Origin of the sequence: Pseudomonas sp. S44 (genome assembly GCF_016624805.1) — a bacterium.
In the GTDB taxonomy this organism is placed as follows: domain Bacteria; phylum Pseudomonadota; class Gammaproteobacteria; order Pseudomonadales; family Pseudomonadaceae; genus Aquipseudomonas; species Aquipseudomonas machongensis.
This window is the reverse complement of record NZ_JACVTY010000036.1, coordinates 1-20,241: the sequence shown is the minus strand read 5'-3', so window position 1 is coordinate 20,241 and position 20,241 is coordinate 1. Positions and strand designations below refer to the sequence as shown.

At 64.3% G+C, this 20,241-nt stretch carries 17 protein-coding genes; 12 read left to right on the top strand and 5 right to left on the bottom strand.

Annotated features, from left to right (window positions below; translation table 11 throughout):
• The first annotated feature begins 50 nt into the window (after positions 1-50).
• The 4 genes from IAE40_RS22030 to gcvH all read left to right on the top strand — a co-directional run bounded on the left by IAE40_RS22030 (position 51) and on the right by gcvH (position 4,445).
• The gene (locus IAE40_RS22030; RefSeq protein ID WP_112897078.1) at positions 51-1,055 is read left to right on the top strand and encodes an extracellular solute-binding protein; all 1,005 of its coding nucleotides are present in this window, start codon (positions 51-53) and stop codon (positions 1,053-1,055) included.
• A gap of 126 nt (positions 1,056-1,181) precedes the next feature.
• The gene (locus IAE40_RS22025) at positions 1,182-2,804 is read left to right on the top strand and encodes an ABC transporter permease (RefSeq protein ID WP_200603867.1); all 1,623 of its coding nucleotides are present in this window, start codon (positions 1,182-1,184) and stop codon (positions 2,802-2,804) included.
• Positions 2,805-2,928: 124 nt separating this feature from the next.
• The gene (gene gcvT, locus IAE40_RS22020; RefSeq protein WP_200603866.1) at positions 2,929-4,011 is read left to right on the top strand and encodes a glycine cleavage system aminomethyltransferase GcvT; all 1,083 of its coding nucleotides are present in this window, start codon (positions 2,929-2,931) and stop codon (positions 4,009-4,011) included.
• A gap of 50 nt (positions 4,012-4,061) precedes the next feature.
• The gene (gene gcvH, locus IAE40_RS22015; RefSeq protein WP_054894075.1) at positions 4,062-4,445 is read left to right on the top strand and encodes a glycine cleavage system protein GcvH; all 384 of its coding nucleotides are present in this window, start codon (positions 4,062-4,064) and stop codon (positions 4,443-4,445) included.
• A 42-nt stretch (positions 4,446-4,487) separates the two neighbouring features.
• Here the strand turns inward: gcvH and hglS are convergent, their stop codons facing one another.
• Both hglS and IAE40_RS22005 read right to left on the bottom strand, forming a co-directional pair.
• Positions 4,488-5,873 carry a 2-oxoadipate dioxygenase/decarboxylase HglS gene (gene hglS, locus IAE40_RS22010; RefSeq protein ID WP_197893425.1) on the bottom strand — a complete coding sequence of 462 codons (1,386 nt, stop codon included), beginning with the start codon at positions 5,871-5,873 and terminating at the stop codon, positions 4,488-4,490.
• 249 nt (positions 5,874-6,122) lie between these two features.
• The gene (locus IAE40_RS22005; protein WP_153775023.1) at positions 6,123-7,013 is read right to left on the bottom strand and encodes a LysR substrate-binding domain-containing protein; all 891 of its coding nucleotides are present in this window, start codon (positions 7,011-7,013) and stop codon (positions 6,123-6,125) included.
• A 137-nt stretch (positions 7,014-7,150) separates the two neighbouring features.
• Here IAE40_RS22005 and amaB point away from each other — a divergent pair, with 137 nt between their 5' ends.
• Both amaB and amaA read left to right on the top strand, forming a co-directional pair.
• Entirely contained in the window at positions 7,151-8,641 is a 1,491-nt protein-coding gene (gene amaB, locus IAE40_RS22000; RefSeq protein WP_054893714.1) for an L-piperidine-6-carboxylate dehydrogenase, read from the top strand.
• A gap of 172 nt (positions 8,642-8,813) precedes the next feature.
• Complete coding sequence (gene amaA, locus IAE40_RS21995; RefSeq protein ID WP_112897084.1) at positions 8,814-10,100, top strand: L-pipecolate oxidase; 1,287 nt, start codon at positions 8,814-8,816, stop codon at positions 10,098-10,100.
• Between the two features lie 42 nt (positions 10,101-10,142).
• On the opposite strand, the gene IAE40_RS21990 is transcribed toward amaA, so the two are convergent.
• A complete protein-coding gene (locus tag IAE40_RS21990; RefSeq protein ID WP_065861741.1) occupies positions 10,143-11,570 on the bottom strand; it encodes a mechanosensitive ion channel family protein in 1,428 nt (475 codons plus the stop codon).
• Between the two features lie 235 nt (positions 11,571-11,805).
• Between IAE40_RS21990 and ycaC (IAE40_RS21985) the strand changes: the two genes are divergently transcribed.
• The 3 genes from ycaC (IAE40_RS21985) (at position 11,806) to IAE40_RS21975 (ending at position 15,081) form a co-directional block, all read left to right on the top strand.
• Entirely contained in the window at positions 11,806-12,435 is a 630-nt protein-coding gene (gene ycaC, locus IAE40_RS21985) for an isochorismate family cysteine hydrolase YcaC (RefSeq protein ID WP_054893711.1), read from the top strand.
• Between the two features lie 58 nt (positions 12,436-12,493).
• Entirely contained in the window at positions 12,494-13,045 is a 552-nt protein-coding gene (locus IAE40_RS21980; protein ID WP_054925746.1) for an antibiotic biosynthesis monooxygenase, read from the top strand.
• 197 nt (positions 13,046-13,242) lie between these two features.
• On the top strand, positions 13,243-15,081 hold the full coding sequence (locus tag IAE40_RS21975) for an amidohydrolase (RefSeq protein ID WP_200603871.1): 1,839 nt from the start codon (positions 13,243-13,245) through the stop codon (positions 15,079-15,081).
• Positions 15,082-15,084: 3 nt separating this feature from the next.
• Here IAE40_RS21975 and IAE40_RS21970 read toward each other — a convergent pair whose 3' ends face one another.
• Positions 15,085-15,996 (bottom strand): LysR substrate-binding domain-containing protein, encoded by a 912-nt coding sequence (locus tag IAE40_RS21970; RefSeq protein WP_063542074.1) that lies wholly within the window; start codon positions 15,994-15,996, stop codon positions 15,085-15,087.
• Positions 15,997-16,129: 133 nt separating this feature from the next.
• On the opposite strand from IAE40_RS21970, the gene ycaC (IAE40_RS21965) reads away from it, so the two are divergent.
• The 3 genes from ycaC (IAE40_RS21965) (at position 16,130) to IAE40_RS21955 (ending at position 18,246) form a co-directional block, all read left to right on the top strand.
• Complete coding sequence (gene ycaC / locus IAE40_RS21965; protein WP_054893711.1) at positions 16,130-16,759, top strand: isochorismate family cysteine hydrolase YcaC; 630 nt, start codon at positions 16,130-16,132, stop codon at positions 16,757-16,759.
• A gap of 115 nt (positions 16,760-16,874) precedes the next feature.
• Positions 16,875-17,693, top strand: coding sequence for an alpha/beta fold hydrolase (locus IAE40_RS21960; RefSeq protein WP_153772509.1), 819 nt, complete (start codon positions 16,875-16,877; stop codon positions 17,691-17,693).
• A 268-nt stretch (positions 17,694-17,961) separates the two neighbouring features.
• Positions 17,962-18,246: a HigA family addiction module antitoxin gene (locus IAE40_RS21955; RefSeq protein WP_200603865.1), complete on the top strand. Its 285-nt coding sequence runs from the start codon at positions 17,962-17,964 to the stop codon at positions 18,244-18,246.
• Positions 18,247-18,336: 90 nt separating this feature from the next.
• On the opposite strand, the gene IAE40_RS21950 is transcribed toward IAE40_RS21955, so the two are convergent.
• Positions 18,337-20,124, bottom strand: coding sequence for a monovalent cation:proton antiporter-2 (CPA2) family protein (locus IAE40_RS21950; protein ID WP_200603864.1), 1,788 nt, complete (start codon positions 20,122-20,124; stop codon positions 18,337-18,339).
• Between the last annotated feature and the right edge of the window lie 117 nt (positions 20,125-20,241).

The window sequence follows — 20,241 nt, the reverse complement described above, 5'->3', positions numbered from 1 at the left end:
AATGGGATTCACTACCATTTGCATCTCTTTAACCCCGAGGAGCATCCACCATGTCGCCCCGCAAGCCCCTACTGGCCGCCCTGGCCCTGACCCTGTTCGCCGGTTCCGTCCAGGCGGCGGATGATGAAGTGGTGGTGTACTCCTCGCGCATCGACGAACTGATCAAGCCGGTATTCGATGCCTACACCGCCAAGACCGGGGTGAAGATCAAGTTCATCACCGACAAGGAAGCGCCGCTGATGCAGCGCATCAAGGCCGAGGGCCAGAACGGCGTCGCCGACCTGCTGCTCACCGTGGATGCCGGCAACCTCTGGCAGGCCGAGCAGATGGGCATCCTGCAGCCGATCAAGTCGGACATCATCGACAAGAACATTCCGCCGCAGTACCGCGCTTCTTCCCACGACTGGACCGGCCTGAGCCTGCGTGCGCGGACCATCATCTACTCCACCGAGCGGGTCAAGCCCTCGGAACTGAGCACCTATGAAGCCCTGGCCGACAAACAGTGGGAAGGCCGCCTGTGCCTGCGCACCGCGAAGAAGGTCTACAACCAGTCGCTGACCGCCACCTTGATCGAGACCCATGGCGAGGCCGAGACCGAGAAGCTGGTCAAGGGCTGGGTCAACAACCTGTCCACCGACGTGTTCTCCGACGACAACGCAGTGATCCAGGCCGTTGCCGCGGGCCAGTGTGACGTGGGCGTGGTCAACACCTACTACTACGGGCGCCTGCACAAGGCCGACCCGAAGCTGCCGGTGAAGATTTTCTGGCCCAACCAGGGCGACCGTGGCGTGCACGTCAACCTCTCGGGTATCGGCCTGACCAAGCATGCCCCGCACCCGGAAGCGGCGAAGAAGCTGGTCGAGTGGATGACGGGCGAGGAAGCGCAGAAGCTGTTCGCCGACATCAACCAGGAATTCCCGGCCAACCCCAAGGTCAAGCCATCTGATGAAGTCGCGGCCTGGGGCAGCTTCAAGGCCGACAGCCTGCCGGTGGAAGTGGCCGGCAAGCGCCAGGCCGAAGCCATTCGCCTGATGGATCGGGCTGGCTGGAACTGAGTTTCACAGCTTATCCTCTCGGGGCCTTCCTGGGCCCCTTCGCCTGAAGCCGCTCCCACAGGTTGGAAGCGGCTTCAGCTGCGAACGACCGCACAGCGGTCGCAACCTGCAACCGAGATACCTGCCTTGCCCCACTCCCCCCAACGCCGCTGGTACCTTCCGGTCAGCCTTGTCGCCGCCCTGGTGCTTCTGCCCCTGAGCGTACTGGTGCTGTCGTGGCAGTCGATCGACACGCAGATCTGGTCGCACTTGCTCGACACCCAGATGAGCCGCCTGCTGGGTAACACCTTGACCCTGGTGCTGGGCGTGGGTGTCGGCGTCACCGTGCTGGGCGTCAGTCTGGCCTGGCTCACCAGCCTCTGTGAGTTCCCCGGCCGGCGCTGGCTCGACTGGGCGCTGATGCTGCCCTTTGCCATCCCCGCCTATGTGCTGGCCTTCGTCTTCGTCGGCCTGCTGGACTTCTCCGGCCCGGTGCAGAGTGCCTTGCGCGAGGTGTTCGGGCCGATGCGCCTGCCCCGGGTACGTTCGACCGGCGGGGTCATCATCGTGCTGGTGCTGGTGTTCTACCCCTATGTCTACCTGCTGGCGCGCACGGCGTTCCTGGCCCAGGGCAAGGGCCTGATGGAGGCCGCAAGGGTGCTGGGGTTGTCGCCGTTGCAGGCGTTCTGGCGGGTGGCGCTACCGATGGCGCGGCCGGCCATTGGCGCGGGCATCGCCCTGGCGTTGATGGAGACGCTGGCGGACTTCGGTGCGGTCTCGGTGTTCAACTTCGACACCTTCACCACCGCCATCTACAAGACCTGGTACGGATTCTTCAGCCTGTCCGGTGCGGCGCAACTGGCCAGCCTGTTGCTGCTGGCCGTGATGCTGGTGCTTTATGGAGAACGCCGCGCCCGTGGCGCCAGCCGTAGCGGCAACGAGCGTCCGCGCGGGCAGGCGCTCTATCATCTGCGCGGGCTCAAGGCGCTTGCGGCCAGTGGTTGGTGCCTGCTGGTGTTCGCCTGCGCCTTCGTCATCCCGCTGCTGCAGTTGCTGGCCTGGTTCTGGCAGCGTGGCCGACATGATCTGGACGAGCGCTATGGCGCGTTGATCCTGCACACCCTGTACCTGGGCACGATGGCGGCGTTGATCACCGTCAGTGTGGCGCTGCTGCTGGCCTTTGCCCGGCGTCAGGCGCCCACGCCATCGATTCGTGTCGGCGTCGGCTTGGCCAACCTGGGCTACGCCTTGCCTGGCTCGGTGCTCGCGGTGTCGATCATGCTGGCGTTCAGCTATCTGGACAATCAACTGGTGATTCCGCTTTCCACCTGGCTGGGCGGCGCCGGCAAGCCGCTGTTGCTGGGCAGTGTGTCTGCGCTGTTGCTGGCCTATCTGGTGCGCTTCATCGCGGTGGCCTACGGGCCGCTGGAAAGCAGCCTGGAGCGGATCCGCCCGTCGCTGCCGGAGGCTTCGCGCAGCCTCGGCGTGGCGGGGCCGAGATTGTTTTTCAAGGTGTATCTACCGCTGCTGGTGCCGGGTGCGCTCAGTGCCGCGCTACTGGTGTTTGTCGATGTGCTGAAGGAGATGCCGGCCACGCTTCTGATGCGGCCGTTCGGCTGGGACACCCTGGCCGTGCGGGTGTTCGAGATGACCAGCGAGGGCGAATGGGCGCGCGCTTCGCTGCCGGCCCTGACCCTGGTGCTGGTGGGGCTTTTGCCGGTCATCGGCCTGATCCGCCGCTCTGCCTCTCGTCCTGGGCATCCTCGCTGAGGGTGCCAGTCCCCGCCCTTGCGGCTACAATGCGCGGCATTCGTAGAGGTGGGTCCTACAAGATCAGGTGTTGATTCAACAGCACCGACCGCCTCTGCTTCGCCACGCCCGGAAGGAGAAACCCATGGGACAGCGCACGCCCCTGTACGACCTGCATCTGGCGCTTGGCGCCAAGACGGTCGATTTCGGCGGTTGGGACATGCCCCTGCATTACGGCTCTCAGGTCGAAGAACATCATCAGGTCCGCAGTGATTGCGGCGTCTTCGACGTTTCCCACATGACAGTCATCGACATCGACGGTGCCGACGCCACCCCCTGGCTACGGCGCCTGCTGGCCAACGACGTGGCCCGCCTCCAAAGCCCCGGCAAAGCCCTCTACAGCCCGTTGCTCAATGAGCAGGGCAGGGTCATCGACGACCTGATCGCCTACCGCACCGAAGACGGCTATCGACTGGTGGCCAATGCTGCCACCCGCGACAAGGTACTGGCATGGCTTGAGGCCCAGAGCGAAGGCTTTACCGTAGGCATCGAGGCTCGCCCCGAGCTTGCGATCCTCGCCATCCAGGGGCCCCACGCCCGTGAGAAGGTCGCCGCGTTGCTCAGTGTTGCGCGTGCGGCGCTGATTCGCGAGCTGCGCCCGTTCGAGGGCGTCGCCGAAGGCGACTGGTTCGTCGCCCGCACCGGCTACACCGGCGAAGATGGGCTGGAAATCATCCTGCCGGGCGATCAGGCCGCAAGCTTCTTCTACGACCTGGTCGGCGCCGGCATCGCCCCCAGCGGCCTTGGTGCTCGTGACACGCTGCGCCTGGAGGCCGGCATGAACCTGTACGGCCAGGATATCGACGAAGCCCACACACCGCTGACCTCCAACCTGGGTTGGAGCGTTGCCTGGGAGCCTGCTGAACGCGATTTCATCGGCCGCAGCGGCCTGCTGGCGGAAATCGAGCGTGGTGTGCAGGACAAACTGGTCGGCCTGGTACTGGAGGAGCGGGGTGTTCTGCGTGCCCACCAGACAGTTCGTGTTGCCGGTATTGGCGAAGGAGAGATCACCAGTGGTAGTTTCTCCCCTACGCTAAGCAAGTCCATTGCCTTGGCGCGCGTGCCCATCGCCACTGGCGACCGCGCCGAAGTAGAGATTCGTGGCAAGTGGTATCCGGTGCGGGTGGTCAAACCGACCTTCGTGCGCCACGGCAAGACCCTGATCTGAACACTCAATTACCGGCGGTAGACCGCTGAGCCAACCGAGGAATACGACACATGAGCAATATCCCCGCCGACCTGCGTTTTGCTGAAAGTCATGAATGGGCGCGCCTGGAAGCCGACGGCACCGTGACCGTGGGTATCAGCGATCACGCCCAGGAAGCTCTGGGTGATGTAGTGTTCGTCGAACTGGCCGAAGTCGGCAAGGTGTTCGCCGCGGGCGACGCTGCGGGGGTGGTCGAGTCGGTCAAGGCCGCATCCGACATCTACGCCCCGGTCGGCGGCGAAGTCATCGCCGTCAACGAGGAGCTGGCCGACAGCCCTGAGCTGCTCAATGAAGAGCCCTACGAATCGTGGATCTTCAAGCTCAAGCCGAGCGACAAGGCCGAGCTGGACAAACTGCTGGACGCGGCAGGCTACAAGGCTGCCATCGGCGAGTGATGGCGTGCGGCCGAGGCCGCACACAGGGGCTGCCTGGCAGCCCTATTCCAGCGTAACGCCCAAGGCCTGTGCACAGGCTTGCAGCGAACGTCGTTCGCTCTGGGCGTACAGCGCAAGTTCGTCCTGCACCTTGAGTCCCAGCGCTGCCTCGAAGGCGTCGCGGTTGGCATTGCTGCCATAGTCGGCCTGGGCATCGTCGCCCAGATTCGACTGGAAGATCCCTGCGGCACTGACCGGCAGGAAATCCTCGTACACCAGCGCCTCGAAATGCACATGCCCAGCGTCGATCAGGCCTTGCAGCGTGGACGGTCGATCCTGGCGACCTCGTTCGGCCAGGCCTTTTTCGGTGGCGAAGTAACGGAAGTACGCCAGCCCCTGCTCGCGCATCTGCGTCAGATCATCCGGGAATTCGGCAAAGTGTTGCGCCAGCAGCGTCTTGTAGTGCTCGGCATTGGTTTCGGCCGGTACGCCGTTGAGGGCGGCCCGGGTCGCGTCGAGCAGGCGGTCGTAGAGCGCCCGGCCTTTCGGCGTCAGCGCCGCCCCGCGTTGCTCGATCTCGCCGAAGCGCGCGGTGTGGCTGCCCTGGGCATCGCTGAACGCGACCATTTCCTGCAACGCCTTGAAGCTGGTCTGACGCAGCAGTATCGGGTGACGCCGAGTGGGCGGGCCTTCGACCACGGCCTTGGGCGGAATGCCCTTGGCCGGCATGCCGACCTGGATCGCATCGATGTCCAGCGTGCGTGGCGTCAGGTGATTGATATGCGGGCCCTTGAAGGCCACCACATCGGCGATCAGGCGGTGCTGATCGTGCAGTTGCTGGTACTGTTCGGCGGTGACCGTGGCTTGCTGGTGCCAGCGGAAAGTGTGCAACGCCTCCTGTACGAAGGTTTCGGCATCGGCTGCGTTCAGGCCGCCGTCGCGTTCGCGTTGGGCGATCAGTTCGAGCACGCGCGGGGTGAAGATCTGGCGTTTGGCCAGGATGTCCTGGGCCAATGCGCGCAGGGGCGGGTTATCGATCAGCTCCAGGCGCAGCAGCGAGGTGAACACGCGGAACGGGCTGATGTGCAGCGCCTGTTCGTGCACCGCGCGAAAGGCGGTGGAGTGCACCGGGACGCCGGCCGAGCTCAGATCGTAGTAGCCAACCGGCTGCATGCCCATGACGGCGAACAGGCGGGCGATGGTCGCCAGCTCTTCGGCGGTGCCGACGCGGATCGCGCCATGGCGCTCCTGATCCAGGCGTTCGACTTCACCGGTCCAGCGCAGGGCCTGGGCGACCTCAGGCTGCTGGGCCATGACCTGCTGGTTGATTTCGCTCACCAGCGCCAGCAGCGTGCCGTACAGCGGCACTTCCTGTTTGTACATGAGCGACATGGCGGCAGAGAACTGCGCGCGGATGCTGTCGGGGCTGACGAAATCGTGGGCGGGCATCGCTAGCTTCCTGAAGGTCAGTAGATACCCTTACATGAAAGCGGGGAATGGACTTTGTCCACAAGCGAAAAAAAGTGTGAGGGTCATTCCTTTTGCTATTGAATTTGCCGGCCCTATCGCGGGGCAAGTCGCAGCGGCGAACCGCCGCTCCCACAGGCCCCCGCCGACTCTGAGACCAGCGGGGTGCCTGTGGGAGCGGCGGTTCGCCGCTGCGACTTGTCCCGCGATTGGGCCCGCCGCGCCAGCACATCACCCTGGCAACTGTGCCCGAATCCACTCCACCAACGCCCGCACCTTGGGCACCTCCGCGGCATGTTCGGCGAACGCCAGGTAGTGCTTGCCGTTGCTCGGCATCGAATGGTTCCAGGCCACCACCAGGCTGCCCTCGGCCAACTCCTTGGCCGCCAGGTAGCGCGGCACCAGGGCCACGCCGCAGCCGGACTGTGCGGCACTGAGGGCCATGTAGAAGGTATCGAAGCGCGGACCATGGTAGCTGTTGTCGGTGTGCAGCCCCTGTTCCAGGAACCATTCATGCCAGGCCTCCGGCCGCGAAGTGCTTTGCAGCAGCACTTGCCCGGCCAGCGCGCCGGGGCTGTCCAGCACTTGTCCGGCCAGTAGCTCCGGGGCGCATACCGGCACCACTTCTTCGCCGAACAGTTCCACGCAGGTCGCACCCGGCCAGGTGCCCTGACCGAAGAAGAACACCACGTCGGCCGAGCCCTGCAGCAGGGCGAAGGGCTCCATTTCGTTGCGGATGTCCAGGTGGATGTTCGGGTGGCGTTTGCCAAAGCCCTTGAGCCGAGGAATCAACCAGCGCACGCCAAAACTCGGTTGAGTGGCTACTTTCAATACTTCGGTCTGTTCGCCATAGGTGAGGACATAGCGGCTGGACATGTCCACCTGGGTGAGGATCTTGTTGACCTCGGCCAGGTACAGCGAGCCCGCCGGCGTGAGCTGCAGGCGCCGGCGGATGCGCAGGAACAGGTGGTGACGCAGCATCTCTTCGAGCTGTGCCACCTGCTTGCTGACAGCGCTCTGGGTCAGGTGCAGCTCTTCGGCGGCGCGGGTGAAGTTCAGGTGGCGGGCGGCAGCCTCGAAGCACTGCAAGGCCGTCATCGACGGAACCAGGCGTTTGGACATGGCACTCTCTACGGCAGCGATACCATTCCGCAGGGGAATGATAAGAGGAATAAAGGTCGTTTGTTGCAGCAATGTAATCGGATTAATACTGATCCCCATCACCTTTTCAACCCTTCACCCGATGTAGGAGAAGCACAATGGTTGCTGCATTGCTCGAGCGCCTCGGCGTCGCCGCCGCGGATCACACCCAGGGCGACTACCCTGTTCACACGCCGATCGACGGCAGCCAGATCGCCTCGGTGAAATTGCTCGGCAAGGCCGAGACCATCGCCCGCATCGACCAGGCGCAAACAGCCTTCGAAGCCTGGCGCAACGTACCGGCCCCGCGTCGCGGCGAGCTGGTACGTCTGTTTGGTGAAGTGCTGCGTGCGCACAAGGCTGACCTTGGCGAGCTGGTGTCCATCGAAGCCGGCAAGATCACCCAGGAAGGCCTGGGCGAAGTGCAGGAGATGATCGACATCTGCGACTTCGCCGTCGGCCTGTCGCGTCAGCTCTACGGCCTGACCATCGCCTCCGAGCGTCCGGGCCACCACATGCGTGAATCCTGGCACCCGCTGGGCGTGGTTGGGGTGATCAGCGCCTTCAACTTCCCGGTTGCGGTATGGGCATGGAACACCACGCTGGCGCTGGTAGCTGGCAACTCGGTGGTGTGGAAACCGTCGGAAAAGACCCCGCTGACCGCACTGGCCTGCCAGGCGCTGTTCGAGAAGGCCCTGAAAGCCTTTGGTGAGGCGCCGCAGGGCCTCAGCCAACTGGTGATCGGCGGGCGTGAAGCCGGTGAAGCCTTGGTCGATGATCCGCGCGTACCGCTGGTCAGCGCCACCGGTAGCACCCGCATGGGCCGCGAAGTAGGCCCACGGGTTGCGGCGCGCTTCGGCCGCAGCATCCTCGAACTGGGCGGTAACAACGCCATGATCCTTGCCCCGAGCGCCGACCTCGACCTGGCCGTGCGCGGCATCCTGTTCTCGGCCGTGGGTACTGCTGGCCAACGCTGCACCACGCTGCGCCGCCTGATCGTCCACCGTTCGATCAAGGACGAAGTGGTCGCCCGCGTCAAAGCCGCCTACGGCAAGGTGCGCATCGGCGACCCGCGCAAGGACAACCTGGTCGGCCCACTGATCGACAAGCTGTCGTTCGACGCCATGCAGGGCGCGCTGGCCAAGGCACGCGACGAGGGTGGGCAGGTCTTCGGTGGCGAGCGCCAATTGGCCGACCAGTACCCCAATGCCTATTACGTATCGCCTGCCATCGCCGAGATGCCTGCGCAGAGCGAGGTGGTGCGCCACGAAACCTTCGCGCCGATTCTCTACGTGCTGGCCTACGATGACTTCGAAGAGGCCCTGCGCCTGAACAACGAAGTGCCACAGGGCCTGTCGTCGTGCATCTTCACCACCGACATCCGTGAGGCCGAGCGCTTCCAGAGCGCCTCGGGCAGTGATTGCGGTATCGCCAACGTCAACATCGGCACCAGCGGCGCGGAAATCGGCGGCGCCTTCGGTGGCGAGAAGGAGACGGGTGGTGGCCGTGAGTCCGGTTCGGATGCGTGGAAGGGCTACATGCGCCGTCAGACCAATACCGTGAACTACTCGCGTGAGCTGCCGCTGGCGCAGGGGATCGTGTTCGACTGATGTAATGGCCGGGGGCCTTGGCCCCCGGTTCGCGGGACAAGTCGGGGCGCCGAACCGCCGCTCCTACAAGGATCGCGCAGGCGATGGGGATCCCTGTATGAGCGGGCTTGTCCCGCGATTGGGCGGCATGCCGCCCCAACTGCAACAAGAACAATATTGCTGGAGCCGGGCCATGTCCGAACTGCGTCAAGAATGTCTGTGGGAATCGATCACCCAACCGACCGTTGCTTCACAGGCCCTGGCCGGTGAATACAAGGCCGATGTCTGCGTGATCGGCGCAGGAATCACCGGGCTGTCGGCGGCGATCCACCTGCTCGAACAAGGCAAGTCGGTCGTCCTGCTGGAGGCGTGGAAGGTTGGGCATGGCGGTTCCGGGCGCAATGTCGGGCTGGTCAACGCCGGGACCTGGATTCGCCCTGACGACGTCGAGGCAACCCTGGGCGTCGAGCAGGGCGGGCGCCTGAACAAGGTGCTGGGCGAGGCGCCCGGTGAAGTCTTCGCCATGATCGAACGCCTGGGCATCGACTGCCAGGCTCAGCACAAAGGCAACCTGCACATGGCGCACAACGCCACGGGCCTCGCCGACCTCGAAGCACGCCACGAGCAATGGCGCCGCCGTGGTGCCGACGTGGAACTGCTGCGGGGGGCCGAGTGCCAGGAATACTGCGGTACCGACAAGATTTCCGCCGCGCTGCTCGACCGCCGCGCTGGCACCATCAACCCCATGGGCTACACCCAGGGTCTGGCCGCCGCGGTGCAGCGTCTGGGGGGTAAGCTGTTCCAGCAATCGCCGGTCGAAGGCCTGACACGTGATGGCGACGGCTGGCGAGTCGCCACCGACCGTGGCAGCGTGCGCGCGGACAAGGTGGTGATTTCCACGGGCGCCTACACCGAGGGCGACTGGAGCCATTTGCAGAAGCACTTCTTCCGCGGCTACTACTACCAGGTCGCCTCCAAGCCACTGCAGGGGGCGGCGGCCGACAGGATCCTGCCCCATGGCCAGGGCTCGTGGGATACCCGCACCGTACTCAGCAGCATCCGCCGCGATGATCAAGGTCGCCTGCTGCTCGGCAGCCTGGGCCGGGTCGACAACAAGCCGGCGTGGTTCGTGCGCAGTTGGGCCGATCGAATCCAGAGCCATTACTTCCCTGAACTGGGCAAGGTCGAGTGGGAGGTGCACTGGACCGGTTGCATCGACTTCACCCCCGACCACCTGATGCGCCTGTTCGAGCCAGCGTCGGGGGTGGTGGCGGTGACGGGCTACAACGGTCGTGGCAATACCACGGGCACGGTGATTGGGCGGGCCCTTGCGGAGTTTCTGCTCAAGGATGATCCCGACCACCTGCCGATCCCGTTCTCGCCGATGAAACCGGTGAGTGCGCCTTCGTTGCGCACGGCCTTCTACGAGTCGGGCTTCTCGCTGTATCACGCTGGGCAGTGCTTGCGCGTGGTGTTGTGATTGCGCTGGCCCTTCCGCGGATAAGCCCGCGAAAGGGCCCGTTTATTTGTGCAGCCAGCTCAGGAAGCCACCCTTCTTCACCGCTGCCGGTTTCTGCAGCAGCAGTGACTCCCGGCTCTGCAGCCTGAAGCGCTGCAGCTTGTTCAACGCCTGTACCACTTCGCCGCGCTCGGCCAGGCAACTGCGCACCTGCTCCTTGTCGATCCGGTACAGCAGGCAGCCAGTCAGGGTGCGGAACTCGGCGAACGAGCTGTCCTCGTCCATGATGCCCTCGATCCCCAGCACTTCCCCCGGCCCCATGCGCCCGGCCTCCACCTGCTTGTCGCCATTGCGGATCGATGCCTGGACCACGCCGCTGCCGATCACCAGCAGGTGATCGGACTGTTCGCCGACATCCAGGATCACCTGGTCGGCCAGATACTCCACCGCCATCATGCGCTGGCTGAGGGCATCGCGCTCCTCGCTGCTCAGCGAACGGAACACCCGCACTTCGTCGAGCAGCTCACGCTGTCGGCTGCGTGGGGTCACGGCGAGGTCGAGGTTCCACATCACGCCGCTGGCCTCGAGATGGCGGTGGGCGAGGTCGAACAGCTGGTTGCGTACTTCGGTCTTGTGCGCCGCGTCGGCGATGAAGCCGCTGGCCTCGTATTCCACCGATTCCAGTGTCGAGGCTTTCACCGACACCTTCGCTGCGGGTGACGGGAGCAGGGCGCTGGTGCCTTGCAGGGCTTTTTCCAGCGCATCGAACACCCGCTTGGGGCGGATTCTGGCGGGTACCACCACACTGATCGAAACTCCGTGGCGGTCGGCAGGCCGGCTGTGGTTGAGCAGGCGCGCCTTGGCTGCCACCGAGTTGGGAATCACCGCCAGGCTGCCGGTGCCGGTGATCAGCCGCGTGGCGCGCCAGTCGATATCCACCACCTTGCCCTCGGTGCCGTCGATCGAGATCGAGTCACCGATCTGGTAGGGCCGCGTGGTGTTGAGCACGATGCCGGAAAACACGTCGGCCAGGGTGCTCTGCAGCGCCAGGCCGATGACGATGGCCATCACCCCGGAGGTCGCCAGTAGCCCCTTGACCGGCAGTTGCAGGACATAGGCTGCCGCTGCCACGGCCGCGGCGAGAAAGATCAGCGCTCCCACGACATCCTGCAGCAGGCGTCCGCCGTGACTGCCGCGGGCGATCATCAGTAGACCGAACACCACCGTCACCGTGCGCGCGCCGAACAGCCACCAGCCGATGGTCAGCACCGTCGCGATCAGGTTGCGCGCGACATCGTCCGCCCATGGCGGCGGTTGCAGCGGGCTCATGCCGGCAGCCAGCAGAACCGCGCTGAAGATGACGAAGATGCCCAGGCGCGTGACGATACGCCAGGCGCGACGCTCCAGCGGGATCAGTTGCCAGAGCAGCAGGTCGAGGAAGATCAGGCAGGTACCCAGCAGCAGGGGATAAGACTGGATGAAGGCCAGCATGGTGGTCTCGGGGGGCTAGGGGAGGGCTGAGGGGTAGTAAAGAGCAGGTTGGTTGCCCAGGCAATGGGGCATCTGTGGGAGAGGGTTTGCCCGCGAACAGGACTGCACCGATTTGATCGTTCCAAAAAAGGAACGCTAAGGCTGTTTTTCACTATCTACCGCAAGAAATGCAATGTTTTTAATCTGTGCCCATGCAGTCGAGACAACAACCCAACCCATCCGAAGGAGCACGACCATGAGCCAATTCACCTACAACCGCCTGAACAAAGACGACGCCGCCGTACTGCTGGTCGACCACCAGGCAGGCCTGCTGTCGCTGGTTCGCGACATCGAGCCGGACAAGTTCAAGAACAACGTGCTGGCGCTGGCCGACCTGGCCAAGTTCTTCAACCTGCCGACCATCCTCACCACCAGCTTCGAGCAAGGCCCCAACGGCCCGCTGGTGCCAGAGCTCAAGGCGCTGTTCCCGGACGCGCCCTACATCGCCCGCCCTGGCCAGATCAATGCCTGGGACAACGAAGATTTCGTCAAGGCGGTGAAGGCCACCGGCAAGAAGCAGCTGATCATCGCCGGTGTCGTGACTGAAGTGTGCGTGGCCTTCCCGGCACTGTCGGCCCTGGCCGAGGACTTCGAAGTGTTCGTGGTGGCCGATGCCTCCGGCACCTTCAACGAGATGACCCGCGATGCCGCCTGGCGCCGGATGGAAGCTGCCGGTGCGCAACTGATGACCTGGTTCGGCGTGGCCTGCGAGCTGCACCGTGACTGGCGCAACGACGTCGAAGGCCTGGCCGCGCTGTGCTCCAACCACATCCCCGACTACCGCAACCTGATCACCAGCTACAACGCCCTCACCGCGGGCAAGTGAGCCGCCCCGCCAGGCGCCCTCTGCGGCGCCTGGTCAACTTTTGCTCAGGTATTCAGCAATGAACAACAGCAGCGTGGTCACCCTGGTGATCCAGCACAAGGTCCGGGCCGATGCCCTGGCGCACTACGAGACCTGGTTGCGTCATACCGTCGGGGTTGCCCGCCGCCAACCGGGTCATCTGGACGTGAACGTGATCCGCCCGGACGACAATGGTGGTCAGTTCACCACCGTGGTGCGTTTTGCCGATGCAGGACAACTGCGTGCCTGGGTCGATTCACCGGAGCGCCAGCGCCTGGTCGCCGAAGTGCTGCCGCTGCTGGAGGAGGGTGACCAGACCCGTATCCACGATGACCCGGAGTTCTGGTTCACCCCATCCAGCACGGCAGCTACACAGCCTGCGCGCTGGAAGCAGGCGGTGCTGACTTATCTGGTTATCTGCCCGATGACCTTGCTGGTGCCCCTGTTGCTGGCGCCGCTGTTCGCAAAGGTGCCGCCGCTGGGCGGGCCGTTGGCGAGCAACTTGCTGGTCAACCTGTGCGTCATCCTCCCGGTGGTGTTCTTCATCATGCCGTGGGTGACGCGCCGCTGCGCCGGATGGCTGCGCCGTTGAGCGCACGCCTGACGATCCACTGCTAGCGTTCAATCGCCCGATCACCCCACCGGACGGAGAGCACCATGAATCAGGACCCCACCGACAAGAGCCGCCGCCGTTTCCTCGCCAGCAGCACCCTGCTCGGTGCGGCTGGCGCGCTCTGGTCCGCACTGCCCTTCACCGATTCCGCCCATGCCGACATTTCAGGAGATCCCATGACCGCCGACCTCATTCTGTTCAACGGCAAGCTGCACACCGTCGACCGTGAAAAACCGACCGCCACTGCCGTGGCCATCAAGGACGGGCGCTTCGTCGCCGTGGGCAGCGATGCCGAAGCCATGGCCCACAAGGGCAACAGCACGCAGATCATCGACCTGAAGCAGCGCACGGTGATCCCGGGTCTGAACGACTCGCACCTGCACCTGATCCGCGGCGGCCTTAACTACAACCTTGAACTGCGCTGGGAAGGCGTGCCATCGCTGGCCGATGCCCTGCGCATGCTCAAGGAGCAGGCCCTGCGCACACCAACGCCGCAATGGGTGCGAGTGGTGGGTGGCTGGAACGAATTCCAGTTCGCCGAAAAACGCATGCCTACCCTTGAAGAAATCAACCAGGCTGCGCCTGACACGCCGGTGTTCATCCTTCACCTGTACGATCGGGCGCTGCTCAACCGCGCGGCGTTGCGTGCTGTCGGCTACACCAAGGACACACCCAACCCGCCCGGTGGCGAAATCCAGCGCGACAAGTTCGGCAACCCGACCGGCATGCTCATCGCCCGTCCCAACGCGACCATCCTCTACGCCACCCTGGCCAAGGGGCCGAAGTTGCCGTTGGAGTACCAGGTCAACTCGACCCGTCAGTTCATGCGTGAGCTCAACCGCCTCGGCCTGACCAGCGCCATCGACGCAGGTGGCGGCTACCAGAACTTCCCGGACGACTATTCGGTGATCCAGCAACTGGCCGACAACGACCAGCTGACCGTGCGCATCGCCTACAACCTGTTCACCCAGAAACCCAAGGAAGAGCTGGACGACTTCAAGAAGTGGACCTCCAGCGTGAAAGTTCACAGCGGCACCGACTTCCTGCGCCACAACGGCGCTGGCGAGATGCTGGTGTTCTCCGCTGCCGACTTCGAGGACTTCCTCGAGCCGCGTCCGGACCTGCCGCAGACCATGGAAGAAGAGCTGGAGCCGGTGATCCGTCACCTGGTCGAGCAGCGCTGGCCGTTCCGCCTGCATGCCACCTACGACGAGTCCATCTCGCGCATGCTCGATGTGTTCGAGAAGGTCAACCGCGACATCCCGTTCAACAACCTGCCGTGGTTCTTCGACCACGCCGAAACCATCTCGCCGAAGAACATCGAGCGGGTGCGGGCGTTGAATGGCGGGATTGCCATCCAGGACCGCATGGCCTTCCAGGGTGAGTATTTCGTCGACCGCTACGGCGCCAAGGCCGCCGAGAAGACCCCGCCGATCCAGCGCATGCTCGCCGAGGGTGTGCCGGTCGGTGCCGGCACCGATGCCACCCGAGTATCGAGCTACAACCCGTGGACGTCGCTGTACTGGATGGTCAGCGGCAAGACCGTTGGCGGCCTGGAGCTGTATCCGGAAGGCCTGAGTCGCGCCACGGCGCTCGAGCTGTTCACCCATGGCAGCGCCTGGTTCTCCAGCGAGCAGGGCAAGAAGGGGCAGATCAAGGTCGGGCAATTGGCTGACCTGGCGGCGCTGTCGCTGGACTTCTTCAGCGTCGAGGAAGAGGCGATCAAGAGCATCGAGTCGGTGCTGACGGTGGTGGATGGCAAGGTGGTGTACGGCGCGGCGGAGTTCGACAAGCTCGGCCCGGCGCAGATTCCGGTGGTGCCCGAGTGGTCGCCGGTGGCCAAGGTGCCGGGCCACTGGCAGGCCGGTGCGCCGCTGGCTGCGACGGTACACCAGTGCGTCGGGCCGTGCGGGGTGCATGCGCACAGCCATGAGAAGGCACGCCATTCCAGCGTGCCGGTGAGCGACTATCAGGGCTTCTGGGGAGCGCTGGGCTGTTCCTGCTTCGCGTTCTGAAACTCAAGCCATATCACTGACCGCAAACTCCTCGGCCAGATGGTCGATCAGCGAGCGTACCGAAGGCAGCAGCCCGCGCCGCGACGGGAAGATCGCATGGACGATCCCGCAGCGCGGCTGCCACGCCGGCAACATCTCCACCAGGCGCCCCTGGGCCAGGTCCTCGCGCACCGCCACCCGCGGCAAGTGCGCGATGCCCACCCCCGCCACCACGAAATGCCGCAGCGCGAACAGATCATCGGTGACCATGCGCGGCGTGTGCGTGATCACCAGCTTGCGCGCCATGTCCTCCCCCTGGAACAACTCCCATTGATACTTCTGCTGCGCCGCGCCCCAGTGCAGGCTTGGCAGCGAGCTCAGTACCTGCGGTTCGAAACCTTCGGGCAGTTGGGCGAGAAACGATGGATGGCCCACCAGGCATTGGGTGCTGTTGCTCAGCACCTTCATCACCATGTCGGTGTTCTCCAGCGGCGGGAAGCGCACCCGTAGCGCCACATCGAAGCCTTCATGCAACAGGTCGACGCGACGGTTGGTGCTCTCGATGAACAGCTCCACCTGCGGGTACTTGAGCATGTAGCGGGTGAGCATCGGCCCGACCCAGGAGTTGAGCAGGGTGGTGGGGCAACTGATTCGCACCAGACCACGTGGTTCGCTGCGGTTGCGCTCGATGATCTCTGCCGCGCCCTCGGCTTCCACACGCATGGCCAGGCAACGGTTGTAGTAGGCCTGGCCGATCTCGGTCAGCGAACAGTGGCGGCTGGTACGGTGCAGCAGGCGAACGCCAAGACGGTCTTCCAGGTCGGCGATGCGCCGACTGAGTTTCGACTTGGGCATGTCCAGCGCCCGGCCCGCCGGGGCAAAGCCGCCATGCTCGACGACCTGGGTGAAGAAATAGAGGGAATTCAGGTCTTCCAAGATCGTTCTCCAAACAGAACGCTACAGACAATTTTTGCAGTCTACCGCATCAAAGGTGATGTTTTTAATCTGTACTCATCAACGCGCAACACCCCACTTACCGCACATCGAAGACACATTGGGAGTACAGACCATGAGCCAATTCACCTACAACCGCCTGAACAAAGACGACGCCGCCGTACTGCTGGTCGACCACCAGGCAGGCCTGCTGTCGCTGGTTCGCGACATCGAGCCGGACAAGTTCAAGAACAACGTGCTGGCGCTGGCCGACCTGGCCAAGTTCTTCAACCTGCCGACCATCCTCACCACCAGCTTCGAGCAAGGCCCCAACGGCCCGCTGGTGCCAGAGCTCAAGGCGCTGTTCCCGGACGCGCCCTACATCGCCCGCCCTGGCCAGATCAATGCCTGGGACAACGAAGATTTCGTCAAGGCGGTGAAGGCCACCGGCAAGAAGCAGCTGATCATCGCCGGTGTCGTGACTGAAGTGTGCGTGGCCTTCCCGGCACTGTCGGCCCTGGCCGAGGACTTCGAAGTGTTCGTGGTGGCCGATGCCTCCGGCACCTTCAACGAGATGACCCGCGATGCCGCCTGGCGCCGGATGGAAGCTGCCGGTGCGCAACTGATGACCTGGTTCGGCGTGGCCTGCGAGCTGCACCGTGACTGGCGCAACGACGTCGAAGGCCTGGCCGCGCTGTGCTCCAACCACATCCCCGACTACCGCAACCTGATCACCAGCTACAACGCCCTCACCGCAGGCAAGTGACCCAGCCAAAGGCCGGTCGTTACGCCTCGTGACCGACCGGCCAGCCGCGCGATGGAATGTTCCTCGCGCCCCGCACTCAAGATCCAGACCTACCCGACTTTCAGGAGATTCCGACATGAGCACACTAGTTACCCGCGATGGCACCGCGATCTATTACAAGGACTGGGGCAGCGGCAAGCCCGTGCTGTTCAGCCACGGCTGGCCGCTGGACGCCGACATGTGGGATGGCCAGATGGAGTTCCTGGCCAGCCGCGGCTATCGCACTATCGCCTTCGACCGCCGCGGCTTCGGGCGTTCCAGCCAGCCGTGGAACGGTTACGACTACGACACCTTTGCTGATGACATCGCCCAGTTGATCGAGCACCTGGACCTGCGTGACGTCACCCTGGTCGGCTTCTCCATGGGCGGTGGCGATGTCACCCGCTACATCGCCAAGCAGGGTAGCGAGCGCGTGGCCGGGCTGGTGCTGCTGGGTGCGGTGACGCCCCTGTTCATCAAGACCGCCGACAACCCCGAGGGTGTCGACAAGTCGGTATTCGACGGTATTCGCGACGGCCTGCGTGCCGACCGTGCGCAGTTCATTTCCGACTTCGCCGCGCCGTTCTATGGCATCAACCATGGGCAGAAAGTCTCCCAGGGCGTGCAGGCCCAGACCCTGAACATTGCCCTGCTGGCCTCGCTCAAAGGCACCATCGACTGCGTGACGGCGTTTTCCGAAACGGATTTCCGCCCGGACATGGCCAGGATCGATGTACCGACACTGGTGATCCACGGCGATGACGACCAGATCGTGCCGTTCGAGACCACCGGCAAGAAAGCCGCCGAGATGATCGAGGGGGCGCAGTTGAAGGTGTATCAGGGTGCACCACACGGCTTTGCCGTGACCCACGCGCAGCAATTGAACGACGACTTGCTGGCGTTTCTGGCGAAGTGACTGGCTGAGGCCGGGCCTGCGCAACTGCGGGATTGAGGGCGACTGGAGACAGTCGCCCTTTTTGCTGTTTGTGTGGTGGGTTTTCGTAGGTATCAGATCACGCCAGTGGATCGGAAGGCTCTCACGCCTTAGGCGGAAAGCTGAAACTCCCCTCCGGAACGCCTTCCCTCCAGAATTGTGCAGTCTGTGTAGAGGGGCTGGTGTTTCGCTTTGTCGGCACTGATGCAGAGCTTGTGGACTATCTGGACTATCACTAGGAGGCACTGTCATGCCCATGCATAACCCCCCCCATCCAGGTGAAGCGTTGCGCGAGGATGTCCTGCCGGCGATTGGCCTGAGTGTCTCTGCGCTTGCTCGTCATCTCGGTTATTCCCGAGGTCAACTGTCCACTGTGATGAACGGGCGCGCAGCTATCTCCGCCGATCTTGCGTACCGGCTTGAATTGGCTGGTCTGGGCCGTGCCCGCCAATATCTGGCAGAGCAGGCGGCGTATGATCTATGGCAGGCTGCTCATCGTGAGCACCCGCCTATCGTGCGGCTGGGATTTGCTTGAGCCTAAGCTGATTTTGATCCTTCCTGGCACGGCGTCGAGCAGGTGCCGTGTCGCCGCAGGGGCGGCATGGAGGCCCCTGCGGCATACAGCTCAGTCGCTATCCGATTCGAACAACCGCTCCAGCTCCACCCTGGCCTCCTTGGCCGTCTGCATCACCTTCGCCCGGTCATCGCGAACCCGCCCCTGTGCTTCCAGCACCTGCTGGTCATGCTCGGTGAAGCGCTGAATGCGGTCTGCCGCCTGGGCCTCGCTCAGGCCAAGGCCGATCAGGGTCAGGCGGGTCATCTCCAGGCTCGAGTAGAAGGTCTCGCGAATCGGCTCGGCGCCGACGTCGAGCAACTTGTGCACGTGCTGGCGGTTACGCGCCCGGGCGATCACCTTCAGGTGCGGATACTCATGCTTGACCCGCTCGGCGATGCGGATGGTCGCTTCCGGATCGTCGGTGGTGATGACGAAGTACTCGGCCTCGCCGACCTTGGCCGCATGCAGCACCTCGGGGCGCATCGGGTCGCCGTAGAACACCGGGGCCTGTTCGAAGGTGCGGGTCATCTCGATGGCATCGACCGAGGTGTCCAGGGCGATGAAGGAGACTTTCTGGGCCCGCAGGATACGCGCCACGATCTGCCCCATGCGGCCCATGCCGATGATCACCACGCGCGGGGCGTCGGCCTGGATCGTGCGGTATTGCTCTGGCACTTCGCGGGCTGGCGCCGGGCGCTTGATCAGGCGCGAGCTGGCCAGCAGCAACACCGGCGTCAGGGCCATCGACAGGGTGATTGTCATCAGCAGCAGATCGTAGGTGTAGGTGTCGAACAGGTTCTGGTCCTTGCCCAGCTTGAACACCACGAAAGCGAACTCACCGCCCGCCGCCAGCACCAGCCCCAGGCGCAGCGCGCTCAGGTTGCTCAGGCCGCCCACCGCACGGCCGACCAGCATCAGCAGTGGCAGTTTCACCGCTACCAGCAGCAAGGTCAGGCCCAGCAACAGCGCGGGTGCCTCCAGCAGCAGGCCAAGGTTGGCGCCCATGCCAACGCTGATGAAGAACAGCCCCAGCAGCAGGCCCTTGAATGGCTCGATCTGCGACTCCAGCTCGTGCCGGTATTCCGAGTCGGCCAGCAGCAGGCCCGCGAGGAACGCGCCCAGTGCCATGGAAATGCCGGCTTCCTCCATCAGCCAGGCGGTGCCGATCACCACCAGCAGCGCGGTGGCCGTGGACACCTCCGGCAGGCCGGTACGGGCGACGATGCGGAACAGCGGGCGCAGCAGGTAGCGCCCGCCGACGATGACGATGGCGATGCTGCCGAACACCCGCAGGCCATGTTCGATGCTGTCGCCGTGGCTGGTGTCCGGGCCGCTGGCCGCCAGCAGCGGCACCAGCGCGATCAGCGGGATTGCCGCGATGTCCTGGAACAACAGGATGGCAAAGGCCAGGCGCCCATGGGGGGCGTTCAGTTGCTTGCTTTCGGCCAGACTCTGCAGGCCCAGCGCGGTAGATGACAACGCCAGGCCCAGGCCGAGCACCACGGCTGCTGGCAGGGACTGGGCAAAGCCGAACAGGGCGATGGCACCGATGATCGCGCCAGTCAGCACCACTTGTGCCAGGCCTACGCCGAACACCGCCTTGCGCATCAGCCACAGACGTCGTGGGGAAAGTTCGAGGCCGATGATGAACAGCAGCAGGACTACGCCCAGTTCAGAAATGTGCGCCACGCTCTCGGTGTCGCGGATCAGGCCCAACGCTTGTGGTCCGATGGCCACGCCGGCGAGCAGGTAGCCGATGACGGCACCCAGTTGCAGGCGCTTGGCAAGGGGCACGGCGACGACGGCGGCAAGCAGGAAGATCACTGCGGTCTGCAGGATGCTGCCTTCATGTGGCATGGGTAGAACTCCAGGAGGCTTGGATGAAGCGCTGTGTGAGCAGGCGCCGGGGACGGTAGGCATTTTCGTCTCGGCGGGGGGAGGGGGCAGCGGGGCGAGCGGGGGGGGGGGGGGGGG

Bases quoted from the DNA above. Each gene is read 5' to 3' on its own strand.
- IAE40_RS22005 (WP_153775023.1), bottom strand. From the start codon at position 7,013: ATGTCCAAACGCCTGGTTCCGTCGATGACGGCCTTGCAGTGCTTCGAG.
- hglS (WP_197893425.1), bottom strand. From the start codon at position 5,873: ATGCCCGCCCACGATTTCGTCAGCCCCGACAGCATCCGCGCGCAGTTC.
- gcvH (WP_054894075.1), top strand. From the start codon at position 4,062: ATGAGCAATATCCCCGCCGACCTGCGTTTTGCTGAAAGTCATGAATGG.
- amaB (WP_054893714.1), top strand. From the start codon at position 7,151: ATGGTTGCTGCATTGCTCGAGCGCCTCGGCGTCGCCGCCGCGGATCAC.
- gcvT (WP_200603866.1), top strand. From the start codon at position 2,929: ATGGGACAGCGCACGCCCCTGTACGACCTGCATCTGGCGCTTGGCGCC.
- IAE40_RS22030 (WP_112897078.1), top strand. From the start codon at position 51: ATGTCGCCCCGCAAGCCCCTACTGGCCGCCCTGGCCCTGACCCTGTTC.
- ycaC (WP_054893711.1), top strand. From the start codon at position 16,130: ATGAGCCAATTCACCTACAACCGCCTGAACAAAGACGACGCCGCCGTA.
- IAE40_RS21980 (WP_054925746.1), top strand. From the start codon at position 12,494: ATGAACAACAGCAGCGTGGTCACCCTGGTGATCCAGCACAAGGTCCGG.
- IAE40_RS21950 (WP_200603864.1), bottom strand. From the start codon at position 20,124: ATGCCACATGAAGGCAGCATCCTGCAGACCGCAGTGATCTTCCTGCTT.
- IAE40_RS21960 (WP_153772509.1), top strand. From the start codon at position 16,875: ATGAGCACACTAGTTACCCGCGATGGCACCGCGATCTATTACAAGGAC.
- IAE40_RS21990 (WP_065861741.1), bottom strand. From the start codon at position 11,570: ATGCTGGCCTTCATCCAGTCTTATCCCCTGCTGCTGGGTACCTGCCTG.
- amaA (WP_112897084.1), top strand. From the start codon at position 8,814: ATGTCCGAACTGCGTCAAGAATGTCTGTGGGAATCGATCACCCAACCG.
- IAE40_RS21955 (WP_200603865.1), top strand. From the start codon at position 17,962: ATGCCCATGCATAACCCCCCCCATCCAGGTGAAGCGTTGCGCGAGGAT.
- IAE40_RS21975 (WP_200603871.1), top strand. From the start codon at position 13,243: ATGACCGCCGACCTCATTCTGTTCAACGGCAAGCTGCACACCGTCGAC.
- ycaC (WP_054893711.1), top strand. From the start codon at position 11,806: ATGAGCCAATTCACCTACAACCGCCTGAACAAAGACGACGCCGCCGTA.